Source organism: Paraburkholderia tropica (assembly GCF_900109265.1).
Lineage (GTDB): Bacteria > Pseudomonadota > Gammaproteobacteria > Burkholderiales > Burkholderiaceae > Paraburkholderia > Paraburkholderia tropica.
The window spans coordinates 126,071-151,395 of record NZ_FNZM01000023.1 but is presented as its reverse complement, the minus strand read 5'-3'; the positions used below and the strand labels follow the sequence as shown (position 1 = coordinate 151,395).

26 protein-coding genes and 1 pseudogene are annotated in these 25,325 nt (G+C 60.3%); 14 read left to right on the top strand and 13 right to left on the bottom strand.

The features are described from left to right. Together BMY06_RS32015 and BMY06_RS32010 are read right to left on the bottom strand one after the other, a co-directional pair. Positions 1 to 267, bottom strand: a pseudogene (locus BMY06_RS32015) (IS6 family transposase); the annotation flags it as partial. Between the two features lie 78 nt (positions 268 to 345). After that, on the bottom strand, positions 346 to 1,242 hold the full coding sequence (locus BMY06_RS32010) for a LysR family transcriptional regulator (RefSeq protein ID WP_074987106.1): 897 nt from the start codon (positions 1,240 to 1,242) through the stop codon (positions 346 to 348). Positions 1,243 to 1,338: 96 nt separating this feature from the next. Between BMY06_RS32010 and BMY06_RS32005 the strand changes: the two genes are divergently transcribed. The 4 genes from BMY06_RS32005 (at position 1,339) to BMY06_RS40340 (ending at position 3,770) form a co-directional block, all read left to right on the top strand. Continuing rightward, entirely contained in the window at positions 1,339 to 1,785 is a 447-nt protein-coding gene (locus tag BMY06_RS32005; RefSeq protein WP_074987105.1) for a cupin domain-containing protein, read from the top strand. 348 nt (positions 1,786 to 2,133) lie between these two features. Next, on the top strand, positions 2,134 to 2,547 hold the full coding sequence (locus BMY06_RS32000; protein WP_074987104.1) for a helix-turn-helix domain-containing protein: 414 nt from the start codon (positions 2,134 to 2,136) through the stop codon (positions 2,545 to 2,547). Then, positions 2,544 to 3,398 (top strand): alpha/beta fold hydrolase, encoded by an 855-nt coding sequence (locus BMY06_RS31995; RefSeq protein WP_237182041.1) that lies wholly within the window; start codon positions 2,544 to 2,546, stop codon positions 3,396 to 3,398. The genes BMY06_RS32000 and BMY06_RS31995 overlap by 4 nt, the downstream gene beginning before the upstream one ends. A 6-nt stretch (positions 3,399 to 3,404) precedes the next feature. After that, positions 3,405 to 3,770, top strand: a complete 366-nt coding sequence (locus BMY06_RS40340) for a DUF4180 domain-containing protein (protein WP_237182040.1) — start codon at positions 3,405 to 3,407, stop codon at positions 3,768 to 3,770. A gap of 767 nt (positions 3,771 to 4,537) precedes the next feature. On the opposite strand, the gene BMY06_RS31985 is transcribed toward BMY06_RS40340, so the two are convergent. Next, positions 4,538 to 5,362, bottom strand: a complete 825-nt coding sequence (locus BMY06_RS31985; RefSeq protein WP_124263225.1) for a hypothetical protein — start codon at positions 5,360 to 5,362, stop codon at positions 4,538 to 4,540. A gap of 208 nt (positions 5,363 to 5,570) precedes the next feature. Here BMY06_RS31985 and BMY06_RS31980 point away from each other — a divergent pair, with 208 nt between their 5' ends. The 6 genes from BMY06_RS31980 to BMY06_RS31955 all read left to right on the top strand — a co-directional run bounded on the left by BMY06_RS31980 (position 5,571) and on the right by BMY06_RS31955 (position 12,388). Continuing rightward, positions 5,571 to 5,954 carry a BlaI/MecI/CopY family transcriptional regulator gene (locus BMY06_RS31980; protein WP_074987102.1) on the top strand — a complete coding sequence of 128 codons (384 nt, stop codon included), beginning with the start codon at positions 5,571 to 5,573 and terminating at the stop codon, positions 5,952 to 5,954. After that, positions 5,951 to 7,711: a M56 family metallopeptidase gene (locus BMY06_RS31975; RefSeq protein WP_080180110.1), complete on the top strand. Its 1,761-nt coding sequence runs from the start codon at positions 5,951 to 5,953 to the stop codon at positions 7,709 to 7,711. Before BMY06_RS31980 ends, BMY06_RS31975 begins: the two co-directional genes overlap by 4 nt. A gap of 50 nt (positions 7,712 to 7,761) precedes the next feature. After that, positions 7,762 to 8,634, top strand: coding sequence for a class A beta-lactamase (bla, locus tag BMY06_RS31970; RefSeq protein WP_244144426.1), 873 nt, complete (start codon positions 7,762 to 7,764; stop codon positions 8,632 to 8,634). Then, the gene (locus BMY06_RS31965) at positions 8,631 to 9,758 is read left to right on the top strand and encodes an acyltransferase family protein (RefSeq protein ID WP_074987100.1); all 1,128 of its coding nucleotides are present in this window, start codon (positions 8,631 to 8,633) and stop codon (positions 9,756 to 9,758) included. Before bla ends, BMY06_RS31965 begins: the two co-directional genes overlap by 4 nt. Before the next feature lie 508 nt (positions 9,759 to 10,266). Next, a complete protein-coding gene (gene tcuC / locus BMY06_RS31960) occupies positions 10,267 to 11,562 on the top strand; it encodes an MFS transporter (RefSeq protein ID WP_074987099.1) in 1,296 nt (431 codons plus the stop codon). Positions 11,563 to 11,605: 43 nt separating this feature from the next. After that, a complete protein-coding gene (locus BMY06_RS31955; RefSeq protein ID WP_074987098.1) occupies positions 11,606 to 12,388 on the top strand; it encodes a substrate-binding domain-containing protein in 783 nt (260 codons plus the stop codon). A gap of 34 nt (positions 12,389 to 12,422) precedes the next feature. Here BMY06_RS31955 and BMY06_RS31950 read toward each other — a convergent pair whose 3' ends face one another. The 8 genes from BMY06_RS31950 to BMY06_RS31925 all read right to left on the bottom strand — a co-directional run bounded on the left by BMY06_RS31950 (position 12,423) and on the right by BMY06_RS31925 (position 21,781). Then, positions 12,423 to 13,391, bottom strand: a complete 969-nt coding sequence (locus BMY06_RS31950) for a LysR family transcriptional regulator (protein WP_074987097.1) — start codon at positions 13,389 to 13,391, stop codon at positions 12,423 to 12,425. A gap of 515 nt (positions 13,392 to 13,906) precedes the next feature. Further along, complete coding sequence (locus BMY06_RS39145; protein ID WP_124263226.1) at positions 13,907 to 14,305, bottom strand: hypothetical protein; 399 nt, start codon at positions 14,303 to 14,305, stop codon at positions 13,907 to 13,909. 147 nt (positions 14,306 to 14,452) lie between these two features. Then, positions 14,453 to 14,968: a hypothetical protein gene (locus tag BMY06_RS39140; protein WP_124263227.1), complete on the bottom strand. Its 516-nt coding sequence runs from the start codon at positions 14,966 to 14,968 to the stop codon at positions 14,453 to 14,455. A gap of 94 nt (positions 14,969 to 15,062) precedes the next feature. Then, complete coding sequence (locus BMY06_RS31945) at positions 15,063 to 15,350, bottom strand: DUF6881 domain-containing protein (RefSeq protein WP_074987096.1); 288 nt, start codon at positions 15,348 to 15,350, stop codon at positions 15,063 to 15,065. 243 nt (positions 15,351 to 15,593) lie between these two features. After that, positions 15,594 to 17,285 (bottom strand): TnsD family Tn7-like transposition protein, encoded by a 1,692-nt coding sequence (locus tag BMY06_RS31940; protein WP_074987095.1) that lies wholly within the window; start codon positions 17,283 to 17,285, stop codon positions 15,594 to 15,596. Next, positions 17,282 to 18,772, bottom strand: coding sequence for an ATP-binding protein (locus BMY06_RS31935; protein ID WP_074987094.1), 1,491 nt, complete (start codon positions 18,770 to 18,772; stop codon positions 17,282 to 17,284). The genes BMY06_RS31940 and BMY06_RS31935 overlap by 4 nt, the downstream gene beginning before the upstream one ends. Then, positions 18,769 to 20,976: a Mu transposase C-terminal domain-containing protein gene (locus BMY06_RS31930; RefSeq protein WP_074987093.1), complete on the bottom strand. Its 2,208-nt coding sequence runs from the start codon at positions 20,974 to 20,976 to the stop codon at positions 18,769 to 18,771. Before BMY06_RS31930 ends, BMY06_RS31935 begins: the two co-directional genes overlap by 4 nt. Before the next feature lies 1 nt (position 20,977). After that, the gene (locus BMY06_RS31925) at positions 20,978 to 21,781 is read right to left on the bottom strand and encodes a TnsA endonuclease N-terminal domain-containing protein (protein WP_244144425.1); all 804 of its coding nucleotides are present in this window, start codon (positions 21,779 to 21,781) and stop codon (positions 20,978 to 20,980) included. A gap of 247 nt (positions 21,782 to 22,028) precedes the next feature. Here BMY06_RS31925 and BMY06_RS31920 point away from each other — a divergent pair, with 247 nt between their 5' ends. From BMY06_RS31920 to BMY06_RS31905, 4 genes are all read left to right on the top strand, one after another. Next, the gene (locus BMY06_RS31920; RefSeq protein WP_074987091.1) at positions 22,029 to 22,319 is read left to right on the top strand and encodes a hypothetical protein; all 291 of its coding nucleotides are present in this window, start codon (positions 22,029 to 22,031) and stop codon (positions 22,317 to 22,319) included. A gap of 217 nt (positions 22,320 to 22,536) precedes the next feature. Then, positions 22,537 to 23,478, top strand: coding sequence for a tyrosine-type recombinase/integrase (locus tag BMY06_RS31915; protein ID WP_074987119.1), 942 nt, complete (start codon positions 22,537 to 22,539; stop codon positions 23,476 to 23,478). 47 nt (positions 23,479 to 23,525) lie between these two features. Further along, positions 23,526 to 23,993 (top strand): hypothetical protein, encoded by a 468-nt coding sequence (locus BMY06_RS31910; protein ID WP_074987090.1) that lies wholly within the window; start codon positions 23,526 to 23,528, stop codon positions 23,991 to 23,993. A 149-nt stretch (positions 23,994 to 24,142) separates the two neighbouring features. After that, the gene (locus tag BMY06_RS31905; protein WP_074987089.1) at positions 24,143 to 24,421 is read left to right on the top strand and encodes an H-NS histone family protein; all 279 of its coding nucleotides are present in this window, start codon (positions 24,143 to 24,145) and stop codon (positions 24,419 to 24,421) included. 73 nt (positions 24,422 to 24,494) lie between these two features. On the opposite strand, the gene BMY06_RS39780 is transcribed toward BMY06_RS31905, so the two are convergent. Both BMY06_RS39780 and BMY06_RS31900 read right to left on the bottom strand, forming a co-directional pair. After that, positions 24,495 to 24,641 (bottom strand): hypothetical protein, encoded by a 147-nt coding sequence (locus tag BMY06_RS39780; RefSeq protein WP_161495522.1) that lies wholly within the window; start codon positions 24,639 to 24,641, stop codon positions 24,495 to 24,497. A gap of 12 nt (positions 24,642 to 24,653) precedes the next feature. Then, positions 24,654 to 24,953 carry a hypothetical protein gene (locus tag BMY06_RS31900; RefSeq protein WP_074987088.1) on the bottom strand — a complete coding sequence of 100 codons (300 nt, stop codon included), beginning with the start codon at positions 24,951 to 24,953 and terminating at the stop codon, positions 24,654 to 24,656. Positions 24,954 to 25,325: the final 372 nt, after the last annotated feature.

Below are 25,325 nucleotides of genomic sequence, written 5' to 3'. Positions count from 1 at the left end.
CTCGCCGCGTAGCGTCACGAACATCTCGTCTAAATGCCAGGTGTTGGCTGGCTTGCGCCGCGCCGCCTTGGCGCACTTAGCGAATCCAGCGCCGAACTTGTCGCACCAGCAACGGATGGTTTCGTATGTGACCACGACGCCACGCTCGAGCAACAACTCTTCGATGTCGCGCAGGCTCAGGCTGAACCGGAAGTACCAGCGAACGGCGCAGCTGATGACGATAGCGGGGAAGCGATGGCCGTGATAAAGCGATTTCGTCTTCTTCATCGCTTCATTCTACTGCCACACCTCCAGCAACCTGACAGTGCCCGGGGTGCAAGTTCCGCGTTGTCGTCCCAACCGCCCCTAGCGGTTGCCTCGCCCTGCCACCGCGTTTCGTTCCAGCGTATCGCCAAGGTGTTGCGCGAAAGCGCGCGCTCGGGCGCTCATGTCACCCCGCGATGGGTAAACGAGGTAGAGACCCTGTTGCGTGGCGTCCTGCAAGGGTGGGTCAATCTCGACGAGAGTGCCGGCGGCAATCGCGTCCGCGCACAGATGCGCGGGCAAGGTCGCCACACCCCTGCCGCGTATCGCCATTTGCTTCAGCAAACCAAAGCTGTTCGCCACGACCCTCGCCTGCGCGCCTGCGGTACGATCGTCGCTGGGGGAAAAAGCGAGCAAGTCGAGTTGCGCGAATGAATCGGGCACTGACATCGCGTGGTCAGCGCGATCACCAACGCCGCGTCTTGCGAGCCATGCCGGGCTGGCAAACGCGGCCATGCGGAAACTGGCGATGCGCCGGGCGACTGCATCGCTGCTCCCCGGCTTGCCTCCGCGTATCGCGAGATCAAACTTGTCACCGACGAAATCCACTACCTCGTTGGTGGCGTGTACCTCGACGCGCACTCGCGGGTGGCTGTCGAGGAAGGCGGAGATGGCATCGGCTAGCACGGTGTCGGGGAAGTCGAGCGGCACGCTCAGGCGGATCGTGCCAGACAGCTTCTCGCCTCGGGTGAGGCCGCGTTGCTCGGCGGCGCGCAATGTCGCAATGGCACTCGCAACGCTGGCGTGCCATGCCTCGCCTTCGTCTGTAAGTGCAATCCGGCGGGTCGAGCGTCGCAGCAGACGCACTCCGAGTCGCGCTTCCAATGCGGCAACGCGGGCACTGACGGTCGAGCGCGGCACACCTAGCTCGCGCGCGGCGGCGGCGAAAGAGCCGCAATCTACTACGGCTACGAAAGCCAGCGAGCCATTGATATCCATTGTCCATCCCGTTGGCGGAAGCCGCCATTCTAGCGGTCTTATCGAAGGCTCCGCGAGGGCGCAGACTGGCGCTTCTCACCACTCGTCACGACTTCCATGAAATCCGCCATCTTCACGCCCGCCGTAGTACTGTCCTTCGCCAACATGCAGACCCGAGTTATCGCCGGGAGGGTCGACACAGAGACGGGCGATATCGGCGCTCCATACACTGTGATGGAAATGCGAATTGGAACATGCGGCGGCGCACCTGCGCATCGCTCACTCGACGAGGAGAAGACCTTTGTGGTCCTGGAGGGCTCGCTCGAGTTCCAGATCGGCGAGACCGTCCAGACAATATCCGCGGGAGCAGTCGCTACGGTCGCGCGCGGCGACGTGCACGGCTTCGCCAATCGGGCGGACACCGACGCGCGCATGCTGCTGATATCCGCGCCGGCAGGTCATGACGCATTCTTTCGCGCGATGGCTGAGCTGCCGACGCCGCACGATATCGAGGCTGTGCGGCGCATCTGCGAACAAAATCGGCAGGTAATCATTGGCATATGAGTACCGATAGCCGACTAAGGTCATGTATGTCGTCGATTAGGACCGCACCGTCGAAGGTCCGCTCCTGGCCGGCTAGCGCCCCACGGCCGAGCGCGGTGATCGCCGCGGGCACGGCCTTTCATGCAAAGGGCATAAACGACCCGAAGCCGTCGGTCAAGGTCGCTGCTCGTATGTCTCGAGGCACCTAAAGAACAGTCGCTCAAGGTTCCGATGCGCACGGCGCGCTCCGCGAACTGACTTTAGCTCACACGTGACACGGCCTTTCGTTCGGGCTTCCCGCCCACATTATTCCCTGTTGTGACGTTAATCATGGAATAATAGGGAATATGAACGCTTCTTTGGGCCGCCATGTTCCATACCGTTGAAGACGTCGCTGCGTCCCTTCGAATACACCCGAAGACCGTCCTGCGATTCATTCGCGAAGGCAAGTTGCGCGCGACCCGGGTGGGTCGCGCTTATCGCATCCTCAATGCTGATTTGCTCGAATTCGTGCGAATACGACCCGTATCGGACGCGCCGCGTATAGTGCGCGTTACGAGCATCGTCGACATCCCTGAAGGGTCTCCATCGATGCAACAATACCTGTCGAAATCACTGCACGCGATGACATTGAGTCGAGGGTCATATCATGATCCTCTACGCGTCGATGTCGCTTTTGATCCCGTATCGAGCCAGATCAAGATCATCATCGCGGCCACACCTGGCGACACGGCGTCGTTGATGTCCGCGCTCGAAACTATCGTGGCCCAAGCTGAAACATGAATGCGATCTATCGGTCTGCGCGTCAAGCGCAATTGATCCAGACCGCGTATGAAGCAGCGCTTTCGCACTGGCCGGACTCACATTCGCGTATCAACATCCCGACGCGCCATGGCGTTACGCATGTCGTCGTCTGCGGCCCCGAATCGGCTCCGCCCGTTGTCCTAATCCACGGGTCTCAGACGACTGCGGCAAGTTGGCAACACTGTGCGGTCGATTGGTCCAGACATTTGCGTCTCTACGCGATAGACGTGATCGGAGAAGCGGGGCCAAGCGCGCCTTCGCGTCTCCCGCTTGCAGGCGGTTTGCATGCGCAATGGCTGAGCGACGTGCTCGACGGTCTGGGAGTCGAACAAGCCGCATTCGTCGGTATTTCTCTTGGCGCCTGGTTTGCGCTCGATTTCGCGTCCCGCCAGCCGGCCCGCGTGTCGCGCCTCGCGCTGCTTTGTCCGCCAGGCATTGGCAGGCAAAAGCGCTTCCTGTGGTGGGCGTTGCCACTTTTGCTTCTTGGCGGCATCGGGCGCGCGTATGTCCGAGAACGTGTACTCGGCCGTCTTCCGCCTGTATCCACGCCAGCAGAACGCGACGCCGCCTCGCTCATGGAGGCAATCGACCACGGTTTCCGTCCGCGCCTCGAAGTTATCCCCGTGTTTGGCGACGATGTGCTTCAAACGCTGTGTGTCCCTATGCTCGTCATTGTCGGCGGGCGCGACGTGATGCTCGACTCGAGCGACACGGTCCGACGTCTCAGGCAAGTCGCACCGAAGGTAGAGGTTCGATATCTTGCCGATCAATACCATTTCATCCGCGGGCAGCGCGAAAGCCTGCTTAGGTTTCTTCATCCGACGGGGTAATCAAACGTGGACTATCGTCTGACGCTGATCGGCAGCCACCGCGTACTCATCCAGAGCGAATGCGCGAGTCCCGTCAAGCAGGAGCACGACGCGTTGGACCTTATCATGTTGGCGCGACGGCATCGGGCGGACTATCTCGTTGTCCGCGCGCAATCCTTGCATCACGAATTCTACCGGCTCGACAGTGGTTTTGCCGGCGCTTTCCTGCAAAAGCTGATGAACTACGGTATCAGGATCGCTGTGGTTGGCAACATTGACGAATGGCTTGCACGCAGCAATGCGTTCCGCGAGTTCGTTCTCGAATCGAACAGTGGGAAGTCAGTATGGTTCATCGCAACGGAGCAAGACCTAATGTCTAAGCTCAGCGCGTAGATGAACCAAGGAGACTCGCAAAGCCGATCGCTCTCGTGTTTGGAAAGAGAGAGTGTCGAAATCGCCCAGGGCATGGCCCACTCCATGCCCGTGCGGCTCTGGCAGTAATGCTAACCCGCTTTTTATTCGCTCGGCGCCCAGGTAACTATGCCCGCCGCCTTTCACCACCAGACGCAGATTATGTCGGCGGACGAAATCGATGCCGGAAACCACGTCCGCCGTAGAACGGGCGGCCACTGCGTAGGCGCTCGCACGGGGCGTCCATCCGTCGAGCCAACCTGAGATCTGGGTGCCGCCAGGATCGTCGCCGAGCGCGATCGGATTTCGCGCCTCTTTGAGGCGAGCAAGACAATCGGGCGCGCCCGGCGTTTCGGCACAGATCTGCCAGATGGTTGCGGGACGCAACAAACTTCCTCCAACTGCGCGACTCAGCGCCTGCCACTGTTCTGCTTCTGGCCACGCAGGATCACAGGCCGGATGCGGTGTGTTCCAGCCACGACCGGAGCCACGTCCGCAAAGATAGTGGCGGTGGGAAGCAATGGCAGAGCGGCAACACCCTTTAGCAGGCAACGTCTCTTCACGTCGTCTCATTTCCTTATCGAGCGACAATCAGCTTCGAGAACCATCTTTTCTGGAACCAGGAGCGGGCCCGATAGGCTTCAATCGAGCGGGTAACCAAGGGCCGTTACCAAAAGGTCAAAGCGCCCCTCGGTTGTCCGTGCAACATCATAGATGAGATGCCTACCTCGATGCGTGGGCCGCGATGCTCAGGCCGTCTGTGAAAATCCCAATGACTTGGTCCCAGAAGGCGGAAAGAAATTCGGGATCACCGAAGTATTCTGAAAGACACTCATCCGGCCGCCGAAAAGCGTATTGCCCGATGTCGAAACGAAGGTCGACGTACCATTTTCAGCAGCCTGCGCATTCTTCGCGAACAGCAAAAAGCCCGCTGCGGTGGTCGGATCCTGGCCGAGATCCATCTTGCTCCCGTCGGCCAGCTTGTAATCGCCGTCCTTCATCTGATATTTTTGCGCATCCTGCCCAAGCGACTGGAAAAGCGACATAAACCCTCCGAGCGCGTCCGCTTTCTCGCTAACCGCGTCGGACTGGGATGCGGTGAGCGGCGTTCCATCCGCTTCAGACCACTTTGCATAGCCGCTCACCGCGTCACTATGAAAAGCGTTAACCGAAGCGACGAGTGAAGCGTTTCCGTTAAGCATGCCTTGAAGCCACGCTATATCGTTTGCGCCAAGGTCCTTGGACGTGACCTCGATCGAGCCGTTGCTCGAATGGAAATCAAAGTGGGCATTGGCGAGGTCCGGCCTCTGCGACAGGACTGACTGCATTGTGGACGTCAGGGCGTTAGCGATGTTCCGCGCGTCGTTTCCCATTTTCAACGGGGCGCCCAAAGCATCCAGATACTTTGCAACGCGAGCCGCTGTCACAGACGGGTCAACGACAGTCACAGCAACTTGCGTCGGCGACGCTTGCGTGGCTGGCGAAGACTGCATCAACCCGGGAGAACCCAGCGGGAGTTGGCTTTGGCCCAATGCCACCGGGTTCGAATTTGCCAACGTAATTGGCGCGCTCATTCGTTCCTCTCTCTTTGTCCTGTAAGCGGGTTTACGACGACTTTGCGGAAAACGTGAGGCTTGGATTGAAATCGCCGAACGAATGGCGAGGGTACAACGAATCGCCGATTGGGCAAAGATCTCCGTGAGGACACGACCACGTCTGCGTAGACAATTTGGTCTAGACAAGTTACTCTACGTCATCCCGTCTCTGCTCGAAGGTGTCGTCATGACCAAAGCTACTGCCGCGACCAGGCCGACTGCGGCTGAACTCGAACTCCTGCGGGTTCTATGGCCAATCGGCTCCGCCACCGTCAAGCAGGTCCATCAGGCCATGCATGAGGAACGTGCGGACGTTACCTATGCCAGCGTATTGCGCCAGATGCAGGTCATGCATGCGAAGGGGCTACTTACGCGCGACGAAAGTGAGCGTTCCCACGTCTACGCGCCCGCGCAAAGCCAGAACATGCTGCAAACCAGCCTGCTGAAGGAACTGATCCACAAGGCGTTCTCGGGTTCGGGCAAGGCACTTGTCATGGCCGCTTTGCGCAAGCACGTTAGTCAGGAGGAACGCGAGGAAATTCGCAAATTTCTCCATGGAGATAAGCGATGAGCCCATTTGCCTGGACGCTTGTTCAGGCATTGGGCTGGGCGCTCATTTGCTTCGCATGGAAGGGTGCCTTGATCGGCGTGGCAACGGCGCTCTCGTTGCGGCTAATGCGTAACGCCAGTCCGCAACGTCGCTATGCGCTCCTCTGCCTTTCGCTTCTTTTGTGTCTCGCGATACCAGTGCTCGATGCGTACCGCGGTATCGAAGCGGCGTCGCGGCCATCTGGCTGGTTTCGCGCGACCGATTCTCTCATCGTGCCAACGAAGCACACACGCGATACATTCACGATTGAGAACGTCCTGCCCTGGCTGGTTGCGGCATGGCTGGTCGGTGTCGCCGCCATGTCGTGCCGGCTGACCGCCGGCTTGCTGTGGGTACGTCGGATCGGACACGCGTTTCCCGCTTGGCCAGATCCCCGGTGGCAGGACTACATGTCGGCGCTTGCCGTGCGTTGCGGGCTGTCGCGTCCGGTGACGCTGTGCGTGGCAACGCATCTCGCAAGCCCGCTGACGATCGGCTGGTGGCGACCGCTCGTGCTTGTTCCGGCTGCGTTGCTGACGCGCATGCCACCCGATCTGCTCGAAGCGGTGCTTGCCCACGAAATCGCGCATATCAAGCGCGCCGACTATCTGGTCAATCTGCTGCAAAGCGTGATCGAGGCGCTGCTGTTTTTTCATCCGGCAGTGTGGTGGCTGTCGCACCGGATTCGTATCGAGCGGGAATGCGTCGCCGATCAAATAGCCGGCACGCTCATTCAAAACCCTCGGCGTTTGGCGCTTGCGCTCGAGGAGCTCGACGCGCTTCAATCGTCGAGTGCCGGATACGCGCGAGTCGCGCAATCGGCGCGGGGCGGCCAGTTGCTGGACCGCATCAAACGCCTCTGCCACCCCGTCCCGCCCTCGCCGCACTGGGTCGCGTGCGTCCCGGCCATCACGGTTTGCTTCGTCGCGTTGTGCGTGACGGCGCAGACACTGTGGCAGGTGCCCGTGTCGCAACCCGCGGCGGGCATCGTGCCTGCCGGGTTGCTCGCATCGAGCCACGTCGTGGTGATCGACGACAAATCCGGTCATGTCCTGTTCCAGAAGCGCCCGGACGATATCGTGCCGATCGCATCGTTGACGAAGTTGATGACCGCCATGGTCGTGCTCGATGCCCGGCCCGATATGAACCGGACCATTCGCATCGACGCCAGCGACGCCGAAGCATTGCGGCCCAGCCGCACGGGATTGCCGGTCGGCGCAAGTCTGCCCCTTCATGTAGTGCTGCAACTCGCTCTGATGTCGTCGAATAACAGCGCGGCATATGCGCTGGCGCATGACTATCCCGGCGGCTACCCGGCGTTCCAGGCCGCGATGCGAGCCAAGATTGCTGCGCTCGGCCTGAAGCACACGACGATCGAAGAGCCAACCGGCCTCTCGCCGCTCAACACGTCGACGGCAAGCGACGTCTCGGTCATGGTGAACGCGGCGGCCCGCTATCCTGCGATCGCGCGCGCCACGGCTACCCCCCGCAGCGTCGTCCCGATCGACGGCAAGCTCGTCGAGTACCAGAACACGAATCCGCTCGTCGGGCAAAAGGGCTGGGACATTGCCTTGTCGAAGACCGGCTATACCGACGCGGCCGGACGTTGCCTGATCATGCGGCTGCGCTCGGTTCGGGACAGCGTCACGATGGTGTTTCTGGACGCCGGGCCGGCTGCGTTCCCTGCGCGCGACGCGATCAACATCCGTCGCCTCCTGCTCGCCCACAAGCTGGCTTGACGTTCGGCGCGCTCACCGCGTTTCCTCACTCTGTCCAAGTGGACCTGACCTTGACTCACTCGATCACGCGTCGAAAGCTGTTGATTGGTTTACCGCTGCTCGCCGGCATGGGCGTGGCTCCCGCATTGCGTGCAGCCGATTCACCATTCTCCGATATCGAGCGGCGCAATGGAGGCCGCCTCGGTGTGTTTGCGATCGATACCGGCTCGGGCCGCACACTGAGCCACCGCGCCGAAGAACGCTTCCTGATGTGCAGCACGTTCAAGGGATTGCTCGCAGCGCAGATACTGGCCCGCGTCGATGGCGGCGCAGAGCGGCTCGATCGGCTCGTTCACTACACGGAGAAGGATCTTATTTTCACGTCGCCTGTGACCAAGGCCAACGTCGCGCGGGGTGCGTTGTCGATCGACGCGCTCTGCCGGGCAGTCCTCGTGGAGAGCGACAACACGGCCGCTATCCTGTTGATGCGCAGCGCCGGTGGTCCCGCGGCGTTGACCCGGTTCGTGCGCGGACTCGGCGATACAGTCACGCGCTCGGACCGCTATGAGCCCGAGTCGAACCGCTATCGCGGCGTGCTCGACACCACGACGCCGAAGGCCATCGCCACCACGGCGCAGCGCCTTCTGCTTGGTGATGCCCTGAGCGCCAGTTCTCGCGCACAACTGGAGCGCGGCATGGCCGACTGCAAGCCGGGGCTCAACCGGATTCGCGCCGTGCTGCCCGCAGGTTGGCGGGCCGCCGACCGGCCCGGCACCAGCGTCGAAAGCGAGACCAACGACTACGCGCTCGTGCGCCCGCCCGGGCGCGCGCCGTTGCTCGTTGCTGCCTACTACGATGCGCCTGGCGTCAGCATGGAAGCGCGCGAGGCCGTTTTGCGCGCAGCGGGCACGGCGTTCGTGCAGTGGGCCACGAGCGCGGCATGACCGAGGCCCCCACGCGAAACCGGAAGATCGATTTACTCCGTGGCGTTTCCATCCTGCTCGTACTGTTTCACCACTTCAATATCGCCTATCGGCTCGACGACACTTTTCTGTCGCGCGTATTCGGCTGGGAAGCGGTCCGGGCTGTTGCACGAAACGGCAACTATGGCGTCACGATGTTTTTTGTGATCTCGGGATATCTGATAACGGCGAACGCAACTCGCCGCTGGTCCGAACTCGGTCATGTTGATGTCAGGGTGTTCTACGGCTTGCGCATCGCGCGCATCGTTCCGTGCCTGTTGCTGCTGCTGGCTGTGGTGAACGCGCTTGCAATGGCTGGCATTGCCATCTTCCAGAACCACTCGCCGGCCGGCACGCCGGTTTCATTTTGGCTTGTGAACCTGGCTTCGTTGACGTTCTGGATGAACATGCTCATCGGTACGCACGGATGGACCAACTATGCACTCGGCGTGTTGTGGTCGCTTTCCGTCGAGGAGGTGTTCTACCTCTCGTTTCCTCTGCTTTGTCTCGCGTTTCGCAGGGAGGCGCAGCTCGTTGCTTTCTGGCTCGCATGCATTTTCGTTGGTCCGGCTTACCGTTTCTTGCACCAAGGCGACGAGGGTGGCTATCTCTACGCGTATTTCGCATGCTTCGACGCAATCGCCACCGGATGTTGCGCGGCGCTGCTAGCAAGACGCGACGTGTGGCGTGGCCGCGCGTGGAGCGTGCTGGCGTGGCCGACGGCGCTGGCCATGACGTTTGTCTATCTGTACTGGCCGATCCGCGAAAGCAACGTGTTCGGTGTCACGGCAATGGCCTTCGGCACTGCGGTTTTGCTACTGGGCGCGAGTGATCGGCTGGACGAATCAAAAGTACGAGGCACGCGTGTGTCCACAGTGCTAGAAGGGTTCGGCAGGCTTAGCTATGAACTCTATCTGTTTCACCTTATCGTGCTGGGCCTGCTGCGCACGATTTTCCCGCCTTCCGGCGTGGCGGGTGACGAGAAACTGGTGGTTCTGGTCGGCTATCTGTTGCTTTCTACCCGTCTGAGCGTATTCATCGCGCGAATGTACGCTGAGCCGTCGAGTCGCATTGTGCGCCATTGGCTGATTCCGAGAAGATCTTGACCTAAAAGCGAATACTGCGAGCGGGATCAACCTGACATCGAACACCCCCCAGCTCGAATCGGGTGCAGAGGCTGAGCGACTGGTTCTGGTCGGGGTGCGGCCGGTCCCGTTACCGCCACCAATGTCCGAGTTTGGCCGAGTTCCGCCCGTTACCGACCTTCAGCGCTTTCCCTCGAGTGTCTCATGTGCGCTCCAAAGCCGACTCCCGGTAAAGCATTCGATCGTTTGTCAAGATACGAGCACTGCCACCGGAGCCGCGGACGCAGCATGGACACGCGCACGGCCGCTTCCTCATGCCACTTTGTGGCGTGACAAAAAGGGCCTCTGGCGGTCGCCGCCGCGTGCTCGCGCTGCGAGGCTTTGTGGTTTCGTCAGACTCGATTGATAACGACAGAACATCAATCGTTCCGAAATTTGCACTTATCGTTTCGCTGGCTCCGGACGAACATTGCCAAAACCGCGATCGACCGGAACGCCGCGCATATTCCGGAATTCAGGAGACACCTCGATGCACCCGTCGTCTAGCCCTTCGACCATTCATTCAAAGGCCGCCGCGGTTTTCCGTGTAACCGCCGGGAATTTCCTGGAACAGTTCGACTTCTTCCTGTTCGGCTTCTACGCCACGCAGATCGCCAACGTTTTCTTTCCCGCCAGGAGCGAGTTCGCCTCGTTGATGATGACGTTCGCGGTCTTCGGCGCCGGCTTCCTGATGCGGCCGCTGGGCGCGATCGTGCTTGGAGCCTATATCGACGACGTCGGCCGCCGCAAGGGCCTCATCGTCACGCTTTCCATCATGGCGAGCGGCACTATCCTGGTCGCGTTCGTACCGGGCTATGCGACGATCGGACTTCTCGCGCCCGCGCTCGTGCTGCTCGGGCGGCTGCTACAGGGCTTCTCGGCGGGCGCCGAACTGGGCGGCGTATCGGTGTATCTCGCCGAGTTGGCCACGCCCGGCCAAAAAGGCTTCTTCACGAGCTGGCAGTCCGCGAGCCAGCAGGTCGCGATTGTCGTCGCCGCGGGCCTCGGCTTCGCGCTCAACCAATGGCTGAGCGCACGGGCCATCGCCGCGTGGGGCTGGCGCGTACCGTTCTTCGTCGGCTGCATGATTGTGCCGTTTGTCTTCATGCTGCGTCGCAATCTGGAGGAAACACAGGAGTTCAAGGCGCGCCAGCATCGTCCGGGCATGAAGGAAGTATTCGACACGCTGGTCCAGAACTGGGCTGTCGTCGTCGCCGGCATGATGCTGGTGGCGATGACAACCACGAGCTTCTATCTCATCACGGTCTACGCGCCGACCTTCGGCAAGACAGTCCTGCACCTTAGCACCGCCGACAGTCTGCTCGTGACGCTGTGTGTCGGCGTGTCGAACTTTGTGTGGCTACCGATCGGCGGCGCGCTCTCCGACAGGATCGGCCGCCGGCCGCTCCTCGTCGGCATGACGGTGCTCGCCATCGCGACCGCCTACCCGGCGCTGTCGCTGCTCGCTCACGCGCCAAGCTTCGTGAACATGCTGCTCGTCCTCCTTTGGCTCTCGTTCATGTACGGAATCTATAATGGGGCGATGGTCGTCGCGCTCACGGAAGTGATGCCGGCGCAGGTACGCGTTGCCGGCTTCTCGCTCGCCTACAGCCTCGCTACGGCCGTGTTCGGAGGTTTCACGCCCGCGATCTCGACGGCGCTCATTCATATGACCGGCGACAAGGCCGCACCCGGCTACTGGATGAGCCTCGCCGCGACGTGCGCCCTTTTGGCGACGTTCGCACTCTATCGCCGCCGCGCAGTGACACTGACGCCAGCGCGCTGATGTGCTTCCCCCGGACCCATCGCAACCCTGTACGACCACAACCATGAGAAACCTGCTTCTGAAACTTTGCGCGGCAGCGCTCGTCGCAACCTCGGCCGCTGCGCCGAACGTACAGGCTGCCGACCTGCACGTCATGAGCTCGGGCGGCTTCACCGCCGCGTACAGGGTGCTCGGCCCGAGGTTCGCTTCCCAAACGGGCAACACGCTCGACACCGCGCTTGGCCCCTCGATGGGAAAATCGCCCGAAGCGATCCCCAACAGGCTTGATCGCGGCGAACCTGCGGACGTTGTCATCATGGTCGGCTACGCACTTGACGATCTGATCAAGCAAGGCAAGGTCATCCCCGGATCCCGGGTCGAGCTGGCCGATTCGCGCATCGGCATGGTCGTGCGTGAAGGTGCGGCGAAGCCTGACATCAGCTCGGCCGAAGGCCTCAGGCAGACCTTGCTGCATGCGAAGTCGATTGCCTATTCGGACAGCGCGAGCGGCGTCTATATCGAGCGAGAGTTGTTAAGCAAGCTCGGCATTGAGGATCAGGTCAGGTCGAAGGCGAAGATGATCCCGCGCATTCCCGTGGCGTCGGTGGTGGCGAACGGCGAATACGAAATCGGCTTCCAGCAGGTGAGCGAATTGCTGCCCGTCCATGGCACCACGTTCGTCGGCAAGATTCCCGAGTCTCTGCAATCCGTCACGCGTTTTGCCGGCGGCATTCCCGTGGGCGCGCAGCATCCGAAGGAAGCGAAGGCGCTACTCGACTATCTCGCATCGCCCGATGTGCAACCCGAAGTGAGAGCGACCGGGCTAGATTCCGTCTCCGCGCATTGAGGCAGAGGTATGGGAAGGCTTGTCTCAGCCAACTTCACGATGCGGTCTTCCTTCTGGCTTTCGCGGTCGTCGTCGCGCTGTTGTCCACGGCATCGTTGCGTGCGACGCCGGCGCGCTTCGTCTCGATGATCGTGCGGTGAAACTCCTGTGCGGCCGGTGTGAGCGGCCGTCCTCGCCGTCTTACGATTCCCACGCGTCGTTTCACCACCGGCTCGACGAGCGGCACGCTAGTGAGGATTGGGTGGTCATGTCCGGGCATGGCCATCGACGGCACGGCGGCGACGCCGAGCCCCGCCTCGATCAACCCGAGCATGGTCGTGACGTGCCGGGTCTCGCAAACGCTCGGTGCTCGCGGCGCCACGGCGGTGAGCGCCTGGTCGAGCAACAGGCGGTTACCGGACGTCTTGTCGACCGAGACGTAGTCGTGTTCGTAGAGCTCGTCCCAGGTCACGCGCTTCTTGCGTGCGAGCGGATGGTCACGGCGGCAGGCAGCAACAAACCGCTCCTGCAGCAGCAGTTTGAACTCGATCTCGGATTCCTGACTGCCCATGAAGCTCACGCCGAAATCGGCCTCGCCGCTGATGACGGCGCCAAGCACCTCGTTGGCGCTCGAATCGAGCAGCTTGACCCGGATGCGTGGAAAGCGGCGATGATAGCTCGCGATAACGCTCGGCAGAAAGTAATACGCCACCGAAGGCACGCACGCGATCGTCACATGGCCCAGGCGGCTCGATGAAACATCGCGAATGCCGAGCAGCGCGACGTCGAGATCATCGAGCAGTTGCTCCGCGCTTTGGGCGAACACGCGACCGACGGTGGTGAGGGTGACGCTGCGCGTGGTGCGCTCGAAGAGACGCACGCCGAGCGCTTCCTCGAGCTTGTCGATCCGGCGACTCAACGCTGGCTGGGATATGCTCACCGCCTCCGCGGCCTTTCGGAAGCTTCCCAGCTCCACCACCGCGCGAAACGCCTGCAAGTCATTCAAGTCAAAGTTCACGCCCACAACTGGCCCCCGCATCCCGGATGCCGACTATTTTGCATGATTCAGCAGAGATCCCCTCTACCCAAATGATGCACGTATCCTCAACCTTTGATGAGGCACCACTGACATGAGAGTGACGGACTGGTTTAGTACAATCAGCCGACGTTCGTGTTCGGGAAGCTATTGTCTCTTTATGGCCGCCTACCGCCTCATGCGCTTTGCATGAATCAAAACAACATCGATGCTGAGCGAACGGCTGAGTGCGACCCTGAAGAGACAATCGCACGTCTCGACAGCGGCCGTTCGAAATGCCAAGATTTTGCCGAGATGTAAAACGCCGGGGCGACTATGAAAATCTATTACGCGATAGTTTGGTCGAGAGAATCCGAGGTTGCCGGCTTCCGAGTGACGATAGCTGCCGAGTCTCTGGCGGAAGCGAGCGAAAAGCTGAAGGAGGACTACGGGCCGGAAGCTGTTTTCAGTCTATGGAACGATGAATATGCCGCAAAACCGCGTTAGCTAGCGGCCCATTGTTATCATTGTTCGGAGGTAAACACAAAAGGCTGCTCAATACCCGATGACGTCCAATTCACGAGTTCCGAACCAAGCCGATTGATTGTTGCAGGCTCTAACTCGACCGCGAACCGCGAGTGGGCGCTTACAAGACGTGTACCAACTCTCTGACACTCGATCTCAAGTGCCGAATGACCAACCCCATCAAAAACAAATGCACGAAGCGCTATCGAATCACTTTCAAAAGCAACTTCGTCTTTGGGTGATCGAGGAAATTCGCGCAGGGAACAACCGAAGGCCTCAATCGTTTCCAGGCAGCCATAGAAGCTAATTTTCGCTGCGAATCCAGATGCTTGGACAGAAAATCGAAGTTCCAGCATGCCATCGTAATCTCGCCATAGCGGTTCAAATGTAAGTAGCACGCAATCTCCAGGCTCGTTTCTTGAGGATATCTGGACACCTTGTACCACGGCTCGCAGGTACACCACACCTCACGATTGCAGCAATCTTCCTGCGGATAGCGACTGACTCTTCATGGCCGGTCCCGCGCGACGCCTCTACCAGACACCTTAGGGCACAGCGAAACTTCCATGCTTGATGCTCTCGTTCGCGCTCGCAGTTGAGACGCCGATAACAGGTTCATCAACCGACGCAATATCGACAATATGATTCAGGCACAGCGCGGCCCAGTGTCTATATGGACCAGGGTAGTCCGCACAGGCCCACGACGCTCTCTTGAGGTAGTCAAGGTACATCGATGACATGTATTCGACAAATAGATGTCCGACGCGAGTAGACGTTTCCGGCTCAGGCAAAGCGAAACTTTCATTGAGGACGGAATAGCCAACATAGCTCCGCCAGGTCAGCTCAAAGACACGGCATCCCGGTCGATGCTCAATCGCCGACCCTCCGGCAAGCGCAGTCTTCAGGGGTTTGAACGGCTCCGAGTTCAGAAGTGCCTCTGGTATTTGTCCTCCGTCAGTTGCTTCAAGGATTCGTACAGTTAGCTGGTTTTCGGCGGGCTCAAACAACCGGTCGAGATAAAGGTATTTGCAGTCTGCAAAAATATCAGTCAAGTGAGACATAGTTCTCCTGCTTGGCACACGGAATTTGCCTGTCGACGATCTAGCCTGAGATGTCGAACGACCGGTTGTGGCCGCAATCAGCTGGGATGATCAGTCACGTCACAAGGCGAGACCACAGCACTTCAAACGCTTTTATCGTCGTTTCCCGTGCTTCGAACTGCGGGTCGGCGTTTATCTCGGTCAATGAGGGCACCGGCAGCAATCCGAGTTGTGTCCCCAACGCCGATCGCTTTTCGTCTGCAAATCCAACTCGCCCGTCGCGAAAGAATTCAAGTTTACAAATCTCATAGCGATTCCGGTCGAGGACGGACACGAGACGGACTGGCTCCGCGTCGAAATCGTGCTTCCACGCGACGTCGATTGCTATCAACCCATCTTCCATTCGCACTCTCCGCATGTGTCGAAGGAATTTCTAGTGGTGCTCCGTCGTCGGATTGTCGACGATTCCAGCACTGAGTGCCAGTGACCGGTCATGGCCGGCGAGTGCCCGTCGCCAGCCAACGCATCGATGCGATATACATATTTTTGTCGGCGCATATTCATTTGGCATCGGAACGTGCCGTTCCCCGCTTCGGGACCGGCGTAGCATGGCGAATAGCCCGACTGTCGAGCTTGAAGATCTGACTCATTTCCGGCGCTGATACGCACGCCCACCGATTGCCTGACCTCGCCACGCAGGGGGCCCCTCCCATTTGATCGAAATTCCCGCTCCGGACAGTTTTTCCAGCACATCGATATTTGCAGCCAGTGGTAACAAATTTTCCCATCCGCAGTATTCGATGATTGCCTGAGCGGCGTACAGCCCCACACCGGACAGAACGACAGCTTCGAACATCGGTGGTGCGTCTCCCCGTGCGCTCAGCACCGCATATGCCCACCACAGCCGCCTTGCCCTGAAGTGCCACGTCGACTCCCGGTTGTCGGTAACCCGCTTGAGTGTGCGTGGATAACGTTCGCGGTGCCGGGGGGTGTCCGCGACAGACACAGGGAGCGCTGCGAGCAGGCGCTCCTTCGTTACCTGTTGTGGTTTGCCGGACCGGGTGAGTAACTCGGTGGCGGCTGTGTCAACGTGCGCTGCAAAACGCTCGTCGTCCGGTGACGCAGTTTCCGCAGACGAACTTCGGCGCGCGCCGTCCGTTGCCGGCGCTGAGAGCGTTTCAACAAGCCATTTCCGGTCATGCTCGTAGAGCCACGACGTGATGCGATTCGCTCGGCGCCACAGGTCTTCGAGCGTCGTTTTCGGATTTCTTGATAGCTCTTCGCGTATGCGGCCCCGGTGCGCCGCGCGTGGTGTGGATGGAGGCGACACCACGGAACGCCCAGATTGGGACTCAGCGGCCCTCGTGCCGCGAACTGCATCCTCATCGGACACACGTTGCAGGGCCAGTGCAAACCTGTCTCGCGTATCAAAAAGATACTTCGCCAGCAGCAGGTGCCGGGTAATCGGCATATCCCAGGTGGAGTTATTGCCACCTGTCAGGCGTATCCAGAAGCTCATCCTCTTTGAGGCAAATGCCGGATCTACCGCGGAAAGAAACGCGTCACCCAATTCTCCGATCAGGTGTTCCTGGAACGCTTTCGCCTGTATCTGCGATCCCCATCCAAAACCCAATTCACGCATACGGTTCTGATACACCACACGCAGGCGAAGGCGACTTACCTGACCCAATGGGTAGTTAAGCAGATCGTGGGCGAAACGCGCGTAATCAAGCATGCCCCGCACGTCCGACGCACTCGTGTCTTCCGCGCCTGCCACGTCCCAGCCACAGTGGCAAGCGTGCCACGGTTGACGCAGCAGGCGTGCGCGAAACTGGAACGGGCGACGACATTGAGGGCAACTCGACAGCAGGCACCCGCCGTGTCGCCAGCACACGCCGACGCCTGGCACATGGTGGGCACGGTGCCAGTAACCCATGCCATACGCATTGACATCTTCTCTCACGCAGGCCGGACACAACCGCGCCTCCCCGTGATGCCCGACCACGCGGCGAGGTAGTCGACTCACCAAGGTGCCAATGTCTGTGGTAATGGGCTGTGGCCCATCGGCCAGAAATGGCTCGAACAGCGGCCAGAGGGTATTCTGTTCCAGAAGCTTTTGCCGCGCCGCAGGCGAACCGTCACCCATGCGATCCGCAAGATGCAGCATCGGCGGCGACGCGATTTGCTCCAACGCAAACGGGATGCTGTCGAACAGGTCCAGAAATGTCTCTGCCTCTATCCGGTTGCCCGACAGCACGTGATGTCGGACAACGCGCGACTGGAGGGTCTCGTCAGGCAACGACGGAACAAAAAACAGGAGTGCCGGCGTCGAAGTCATGAGGCAGCATATGCCGTCGAGAATTCAAGAGCATCTTCCAGCAGCCATCCGGCGTCTTGTAATGCATCACGCGGCGCTTCATGCACGGCAATGGCGCGCGCTTCAGACTGAATCCACTCTCCAGCGTTCGTAATGCTGGTCGCTGGACTTCGTGTCACTTCGCACACGTCCGGCGAAGATCGCGCAGAGCTCGCAGCGACCGGTCGCCGCATATCGCGAAGCGTCGACAGCTGTGACGGCGCACGCGCGTCCCTGTCGATCACGCCCATCATCGCGGCGATCTGGCTGTCGGGTGGGAGCAGATCCTCGAATCTTGCCATGCGCTTCGTGTCGCCGCTACGCAATGCGTCGAGCGCGGGCTTTAGCAGCTGCATCCGTGTGTCGGCGATGGTGCGCAACAGCCTGACCGTCAGGCGTTCTTCGCCCGTATGGATCGCGTGCCGCTGGGCGAGCACGAGCAGCTTGATCAGGATGTCCGTCACACCTTGCGTCAGGTCGTACAGCACGTTGCGCAGTTCGGCGGTAAGTGGCTCCGCATGGCGAATCCACTGATACTGCCATGCAGCATCCACCAGGAGCGCCCATGCCGGATCGTCACTCGCTGGCTGTCTGAAGTCGCTCAGCCCGAGCCCCGTCGCACGCCTTGCGTTGCGCATCACATCCGAGAAGAGGTCGATCATTGAATTGGTGCCCACGAACACAACCGGTATGCCGATGCTGTTGATGAGGTTCACAAAGAAGTTCAGCATGTTTTCCTTGCCGCCTGTCTTCGCCACACGTAGATGCTGCAGTTCGTCGATGATCAGCACGCCGACAAAATGAGTACTCGCGATCTGTTCAATCTGGTGAACAAGCGGGACGATCCCACGTAATGACCGGTAGCGTTTGGCATAGCGCTCATCTCCAATCGCCCGGTCAATGGCGCGAAAGAAAGCGTGGCATAACCCTGTGAGCGAACCATCGAACGGACATTCGATTTTCAGCCAGGGGATCTGCACCTGAACAAGCTCGCGGCCTCTGTACTGCTGGTGACGGATAGCCTGCGGATAGAGTCGGAGAATCGACTCCAGTGCCGTGGATTTGCCGATCCCGCTCAGTCCCACGACGCTCAGTGTGGATGCTGTGGACCGGAAACCGCTTTCGGAGGTCTGGCCAAGGGCAAGCGCATACATGTGCCGCCACGTCGAGTGCGCAAGTGGATTGCGGCCGACGTATCCGCTACGGATCAGCGAAGACAGCGCAGATTCGAGTTCAAGGTGGATCTGCAGCGGTTGAACGAGTTGCAGCACCCGGTCGATGCAGTGCAGCCGGATTTCCTTCGACAGTCCGACCTCACTTCCCGGTTCTTCCGGGAACATTGCCAAGGCCGCTGCGGCATCCGCCTCTGCGCGGATTGATGGCAAGGCTTCGATGAGCGGATTACCCTGATACTGTGCGATGGGCGACTCGACATATCCGGCGGTAACGAGGCGAGCAGGTGTCGTCATGTCCGGTTGCTCCTGTTGCGCAGTCGCCCAAGCAGGTCCAGCACTTCGGCGCCGCGTTCGCCAGCATAGGTATCGACAACGCCTTGCGTAGCCACGGCAGGCGCGGGGCTGGCTACCGGACTCTTGCCACCCACCGGCGATCTGTCACTCGCGTGTTGACGCTCGGCCGCTTTTTCGAACGCCCGATGCATCCTGATATCGCCTACCTGGCGGCTATCCGGGAGGGGCGTGGCTGGTTTCGCCGCGAGTTTGTCGATACAAGCCTGTTCCACGGTGGCCTCGATATGTGCATCCAGGCGAACCCGATCATTGAGCGTGGCATACGCGTCTTCTGTTGCTGGCTTGCCGGTCATGCCAAGCATATCGAGAACCTCCTCAAGACGGCGCCGGGCGACCCGCTCCTCTGATGCGAGCAGGTCACAGCGCACGAAGTTGCGTTGCGGGTCCTGAAGCCACACATGGGTCGTGTCGTTCGGGTCGTACCAGACTGTTACACTGCGGCGTCCGCCCCGGCGTGCCGCGGCGAACCAGTTCTGCTCCATAGCGAGGGCGCACGAGTAATACATGCCCTTGAAGCAGATGCCACCACGCTGGACCGATGCATTGTCGCGGGGCAGCAGGTGCAGGTAGACGAGGTCCTGCGGCTGCGTATTCGGTGTGGAAAGTCCGTGGTCCATTCCCCATCGCCAGAGATTGACCGGTGACGGTTCCAGTGCCGCGCTGATCATGTCGGTCGTCAGCCTTTCAGGTCTGCGGCTGTGATGGTTGTAATGGAGCACACTGCGGATCATGATGCGGGTGAATTCTTCCAGATCGAGAATCGCGTCGAGGCGGTAGTCGCGCTCGCCGCGTTCGGCGATTCGCTGCCTGACCGCGCCTGGAATCCAGTGAATCTGGGCAGTCTTGTTCAGCAAACGGAACCGGCTTTCCACGATCGATTTCCAATCTGGCCGGAACGGAGGCGCAATCGCAATGTCGATCCCCAGCCCCGAGACGATGCCCTCGGCCGCCTGCCCGAGCATTTCGCCGCGGTCTGCCATCAATTCATGGGGAAGATGGTACGACGGCCACGCCGATGGCTCGATTTCAACGCCATATGTATCGCAGAACGCCACCTTGTCTGCAAACGCGTTGAACAGTGCGTGGCGTGCGCCGTTCCAGCTTGGCCCTTCCAGTCCGACAAAGATGCCCACGATCATAGTAGAGAAAACGTCGATCACAACGTAGACGACGGGACGGCCGATAACCCAGTTCCGGTTGTAGCGGCTTACCAGATAGATGTCCGCGATGGTCGCGTCGATCTCGAAGCGGTGCCCCGGCCCGTAGACGCCGTCGTTGGCCCGCCCGGTCAATCCGCGATGATCCTTCTGCCAGCGCCGCTCGCCCAGGCGAGACCGGTGAACCACCAGATCATCAAATGCCTTCTTCCCCCAGTAGCCGAACTGCCGAAGGCTCGGCAATTGGTGGAGGGGCTTGAGCGTCAGGTCGTCCGTCGACGCGCCCGGCATCACGTGCTCTTCAACGTAGAACCGTCGCAGGGTCCGGTGATACGCATCTACTACCGACGCGACTTCGTTGTTCCTGTAGAGGGAGTATCCGATCCGGATGAAACCTTTGTCGTCCTCACCAAGAATTTTCCCGCAGCGCTCGTCACTCGCAGCTACGTGTACAGGAGGCCGTCCGGGACGTTTGCCGGGCGCGAATACGCGATCTTTGCCGGGGCCACCGGCGTTCCCATAGTTCGGCAACAGCGCATTGCGGATCTGGCCGAACATCCAGTACCGGTAAAGCAAGCGGTAGAGGGTCTTGCGCTGTATTTCCGTTGCTGCAGCATGCCGGGCGACGAGCGCGCCCATCGCCCCATCGGCGAATATTTCTCCCGGGACGCCAGTCTCGACCAGACCGGCGATACGTTTCCAGTTGCGATCACGCGATTTCCTGTCGGATAGCGAGATTTCCTCTTCTACCCGCAGCATGTACGCAGGCAGTTTGAACTGGGTGCATCGCGCAGCGCCGCGCTCAAGCCATGCGAGGACCTCTTCGCCCGCGACGACCCAGGGCTTGTGGGGTGTGGGCGAAATCGAGATCAGCGTGGCCGGAGTCGCAGGGTCGCCGATCCAGAGAATACGCGCTAGGCCATCGAACGGCAGTTCACTGGACAGGGCCTCGATGACCGTATTAAGCAACGCCGCAGTGTCGCTCATGTCAGGCCGCCTGCTTATATCGACCTGGACCGTCCGCTGCGACCTGTATCAGGGGGGCGCGCAACGTCGCTTTCATCGGTGTTTCGAGATCAACGAGAAGTACCTTGTGCCAGACCATATGCCTGAACAGCCGGACAGCGTCCGGGTAAGGCATGCGCAGCCGGTAACTCACGGTGCGAAGCAGCGACGAGAGCGTCCGGTCGTGCGTCCCTGCTTCTGCGATACCCTCGACAAAACTGGTCTGCAGGCTGTTGTCCCGCAATTCCCGCGCGATTTCCGCGCCGCCACGAAGCCAGATGAGATTGCTTGCCTTCGTGGCGCTCATGCTCGTTTCAGTGACGAGTCTCCAGTCCACGTCACGCTGAGCCCAGAACGCTCTTTCGAGTTCGAGTTTTTCGAGTGTGCGAGAGAGCCTGCTACCAGGCGTCAGTTCGTCCGCGTATTTGACCGTCCGCGCGATCTCACGAACCGAGCCGTCGCCTTCCTTCACGGTGACGACGAAATCGGACGTCATCACGAAAGGCACAGTTGTACCTGCATAGAGCGGATAGCGAATGCTGCGCAGCCGTGCGGCGTCCTGGATAGGCGCCACAGGAAGGAGCGGGAACTGCTCCCGGATATCAACGACGCGCTCAGAAAATTCGAGCGCTACAAGATAGCGATACTCAAGATCGGAAAGCACGTGATGGACGCGCCCCGTCTTGAGACCATGAACCTTTCGCGAGCGGCCACGTGATGGGACATCCTGCACGCGAAGCCACGGTTTGTAGTCGGCACCGACACCTTGTCCGTAGCCCTGCGCCACATACCGCTCGATGTCCTGCTGAGTCCTGAAACGCCGTGCCCGCATACCCGTCCCGTTGAATGAGAGGCAGCAGGATAACGGCAGCCAACCAGCTTGTGTCAAACTCTATTGTTTTGTGTCGAACTGTATTGTCTTGTGTCAATCTTTATTGTTCGTTCACAGCTCATCGAAATCCTCGATCGGCAAAGCGGTGAACTAACGCGAACGTAGTTTCGCTACCCGGCGTGTTGCCGGGACGGAGGTCGACATGGAAACGACGCAGGAGCAATTTGTCAGTGATCTGGCGATGTTGTTGCGCGATCAGCCACGCGGTACCGCGGCACGACTGGACGAATGCGTCATCGCCTGGCTAGACGCTCGGCAACTGGTCTTTGCATATCTGAGAGACGACGATCGACGTTTCGTCGAGGAAGAGTTTTACCTCGACGATGTTGTGTGGGACGAGTGGGAGGCTGGGTTCGCGGCGTGGTTGCGCGACCCCGCGTTCGAGTATCGGGAAGAAATCGCGGGTTGGCTCGGCGACACCCCACCCCGATGAACGGCACTGCGCCGCGAAGATGTTGCGGGAGGTACGCGAGCGGGGCCGTGGCCGATCGCAGGCTGAAAAGATAGCAAATTTGACCCATCTTTTGACACCGCAAGAACCCCGATTTAGTCGGAAAATAGTCGCGCCGACGCCCTCACGCTGCTCGCCCATGCGCGAATCGCAGATTCGCCCTAAAGTGGTCAGGACTCCAATTCAGTATATTTCAGCCATGAATCAGAACGACGACGACTGGCTTCACACGCCGGATAAGGCCTTTCGGCGCTGGCAGGAACTCGATGCGACGGGCGCGGCCGGCAGGCCTTTCTCCCCCCGCTCGATCGTCCAGCACATGGCGATGTTCGAACGCTTCCAGCGCTTCCTCGCGACGGTTGGGACGGATATTCGCCATTTCGGCGAGGGCCATTTAGCGGCCTTCCTCGATGACCTGGGCGACCACTGCCGCGCGGAAACGAGCACGGCGCTGCGCTATGCCAAGCTCGTTGACCGGCTGTGTCGTCATCTCGTCGACGTCGGACTGCGCGCAGATAACCCGGCCGCCGCACACGCGCGATTGAGCCCGTGGCCGGCGGGCGAGCCTGTACCCATCTATCTGGACGAAATCGCCGATCTTCGACTGCAGGACGCGTTACAGGAGTGGCCCGAAGGCGATGAGCGCGGACTCCGTAACCAGGCAGCGGTGGCGGTATTGCTGGCCACCGGCGTCACATCGGCCGAGATCAGGCGCGCGCGGCGCGCGCACGTGATCGCGGAGGGGACGCGATGGCGTTTCCTCGTCAGCGCGCACGGAGCGCGCGCCGAGCGTTTGATCCCGGTTGCGCCATTTGCACGCGCGGTACTCGCAGCATGGCTTCGAAGGCCCGCAGTTTGCGATGACGAGTTGCTGTTCCCATTGCTAGGTCCGGCCGGTTCGCTCTCCGATGAGACGTTATGGCGTGCTGTGAGGGCCGCGCTGGACGCGCAGGGCTTCGCGGGGGCCGACAGGAGTCCGCGTGTGTTGCGCAATACCTTCGGGCGACGTTTGTTGATCGCTGGCCGGACCAACGAAGAAGTCAGCCACCTGATGGGTCTCGCGAGTCAACGGACTGTGGTCCGTTTGCGCGCGACGTTAGTCGCCACGGACGAGCGCTTGACTTCGCAGCAGGCTCCGTAACCTGGTCTTGTCGCCCGCGGTGGGCGACAAGACCTAAGGAGCCCTTCATGCCGTTTCAAAGCCCATTACAACCCATCATCTACCGGGGCGAGCATGGCCGTCCCAGCGCGATGTACTACCGCATCGCGTTCACCGAGCACGAACCGTGGCTCGCGGTGATCGAGCTGAGTCAGGCCGCGGCCGACTTTCCAAGCCCTGTCGTATCCGTGGCCCCGCGCGACCATGTGCTGAACCGTGTGCTCGAACACGACCTGCGTGGCGTGCCGCTCAATTTGATTAAGCTCGTGGCCACCGATCCGACGGGTTCGTTCGGATTCGAATTCACGCCGGATTTCCACGACTATGTGAGGCGCGACAATCGCTACGAGATCCACCCCGAAAAAGCACGGCGGGGCCGCGTCGTCGAGCGTATCGAAATCGACCCGGAGAACCTGACCGCTGGGAGCGTGCGGGTAGACACGGTCCACGCGACTGCGGCTGACGTCGCTCCCGAGGTCGCGGCCGCGCTTGCTTGACGCCGACACACCCCGCTGCGGGTAAGTGACCAGTGTCGCGCGATAGACCATTCGCAGCGAGCACCGCGCCCTTTAACGGGGCCGGTGCCTGAATGTCGAGTGTTCGCGCGCGGTAGAATGCGAATTCGCCCAGCCTACACTTCGATTCGATGTCAGACCTGAAAAAACTCCTCGCTCAACGGGAGCAGCTCGAAATCCAACTCGCGGCCGCATTCAAGGAGGAGCGAAGCGCGATGATGGAGCAGATCATCGAAAAGATGAAGCAGCATCGGATCACAATCGAAGAGATCCGCGGGCCGGTTCAGAAGGAAAAGCCCAGGCTTCCTGCGAAGTATCGCCACCCCACTACCGGCGCTGAGTGGTCGGGACGTGGGAAGCCGCCAAACTGGATCAAGGACGTGCCCGACCGGTCGATTTTTCTGATCTAAACGCGGACCTTGGCATGTCGTCATGCGTGCGTAATTTGGCGCACGCGCCGCGCGCCGCGTTGATTTTCTTTGCTTACTGCGCACGCTTGCGGCGCAACCAGCCTGCAATTACTTTCACCACCACGTAGGCGACGCACGGTGCGCCCACAAGTGCACCGATAAGAGTTAGCCAGGCCGACATGCCGCGCCAGAAAACGTCGAATGTGATGTAGGGGTCCATTGCTAAATTTTCCTATGCCTCGGGAACGGCCACCAATTGGAGGTTCCCTGCCGCGTCACAGTCACGTCGGTAAATTCTGACCTCTCCGAGTTTCGACGTAGTCCGCTGGTTGTCGAGATCAAACACATAGGCAATCGAATTTTTGATCGCAACGTGCTTGTAGACAGCAAAAGGTTCGCCGTTATTCTCCAACACGATGGCTTCCCGCTCAGAGGCGAGTTCGTAGACCGCATAGCCCTCAATGCGGAGGACTGGATCGTCTTTAGTGGTAAGTGCGCCAACGCGCCATTCCAGCAGTTGGATTTCCTTCATCTTTACTCCAAGTCACACGTGAACATTGGTTGGTATTTTCCGGTCCCGCGCGTGACGGCGAACTCTTCTGTGTACTCAGCCCACGCTCAGGGTGTCACGACCGCCCAGCCATCGTCGATCACTTTTCTTAGCAATGTGAACTCAGGCAGCAATGTCCACGACTCTCCTCGGCTGTGAGCCGCGTTCCACGTTCGCTCGACCTCGGCTAGCGCGACCTGCCAAAGAAAGGCATCGGGCTCCATCTTCTCTCGCTGGTTCGCCAGGTGATCGCACGCTTCACATAGGTCTGAGAATGTGTCGCCAAACGCGCACTCGCTATTACGCTGAGCGTAAGTCAGCGCGTACCGCGCCTCCCATACTCTATCGCAGAGC